Here is a 1,357-nt window from a genome sequence, read left to right as displayed (position 1 = left end):
TGTTGGTTATGGGATGGCCCGCCCTTCCGAGGACATCGAGTATGATGTCCTTTTCTTGAAGGGAAAGGAGCAGAGCCATGCAGATTTCTATCTTGGGCATCGACATCGGGAAGAGCAGCTGCAGCGTTGTTGGGGTAGATGACCGCGGCGCTGTAGTTGTCCGCCGGACGATGCGGCGACACACATTGATTGAATTCGTTGAGAAGCTGCCAGCCTGCGTTATCGCGATGGAGGCCTGCTGTGGTGCACACCATCTTGGCCGGCTCTTTGCCGCGAGAGGCCATGAGATCAGGCTGATGTCGCCGGAATACGTCCGCCCATATGTAAAGGCGCAGAAGAATGATGACAGAGATGCCGAGGGCATTGCCGAGGCGGCATCTCGACCGACGATGCGGTTTGTCGAACTGAAGAGCCAGGAGCAGTTGGATATCCAGACGTTGCATCGGGTTCGATCCCGGCTGGTTGCGGAGCGAACGACCTTGATCAATCAGCTCCGTGCGGTTCTCCTGGAGAGAGGTGTCATATTCGCCGCGGGCCGCGTGAAGTTCGAGAGCGCTCTGGACGGTCTCCTTGCCGAAGCTGATGAGATCCTGTCACCGCGCATCCGCAGCCTGGTCATCGAATTGCGGGACGAATGGCGAATGCTTGACAAGAAGATCGAGGCATTGAACGCTGAGTTCGTAGCACTCGCCAGGCAGAACAGCGCGATGCGCCGCCTGACATCGATTCCCGGCATCGGCGTGCTCAACGCTACGGCACTCGTTGCAGCAATTGGTGACGCCGGTAGTTTTAAGCATGCCCGAGACCTCGGAGCATGGTTGGGGCTTGTGCCACGACAGTTCACCACCGGAGGCAAGGCACGTCTGCTTGGGATAACAAAGCGCGGCAACACCTATCTGCGAACTTTGCTGGTCCACGGCGCTCGAGCGGCAATGCACACGCTCAGTCAAAGTGACACGCCAGTCGGGCAATGGCTCCAGACGATGTTGTCCCGAGGCGTCCACCGCAATGTCGTGATCGTGGCCCTGGCAAACAAGCTCGCGCGTATCGCCTGGGCGGTGTTGCGCAAGGGGCAGCCCTATGAACGGGCCTATGGCGTAGCGGCAATCTGAGTCACTGGCTGCCGGGAGCGCAGCCTACGATGTTTGCGAGTGGAATGGAGATGGCCTGACAGTTGATCGGCGTTCAGATAGCCCAGGCGTGGAAATGGTTCTTTGAAACCGTGTTGGTTATCGTGGCTCTGGACGTGCGGATATCCATCTTGGCCACGGCATGCCCGTGAGACCGAATACGTTGAAGCAGACTGGCAGGGATCAAAAAAACACTTGCAAGCAGGGCGGGCCATACGTTTCCACGC

The 1,357-nt window shown here is 58.3% G+C and carries 1 protein-coding gene; it reads left to right on the top strand.

Going from position 1 to position 1,357, the window contains the following annotated elements; all coding sequences use genetic code 11:
* Positions 1-77: 77 nt before the first annotated feature.
* Complete coding sequence (locus GB927_RS34200) at positions 78-1,112, top strand: IS110 family RNA-guided transposase (protein ID WP_256121587.1); 1,035 nt, start codon at positions 78-80, stop codon at positions 1,110-1,112.
* Positions 1,113-1,357 lie beyond the last annotated feature (245 nt).

It is taken from the genome of Shinella lacus (assembly GCF_010994755.1).
Lineage (GTDB): Bacteria > Pseudomonadota > Alphaproteobacteria > Rhizobiales > Rhizobiaceae > Shinella > Shinella lacus.
Note: the sequence above shows the minus strand (reverse complement) of the source record. Positions and strands in the feature narration are given on the sequence as shown.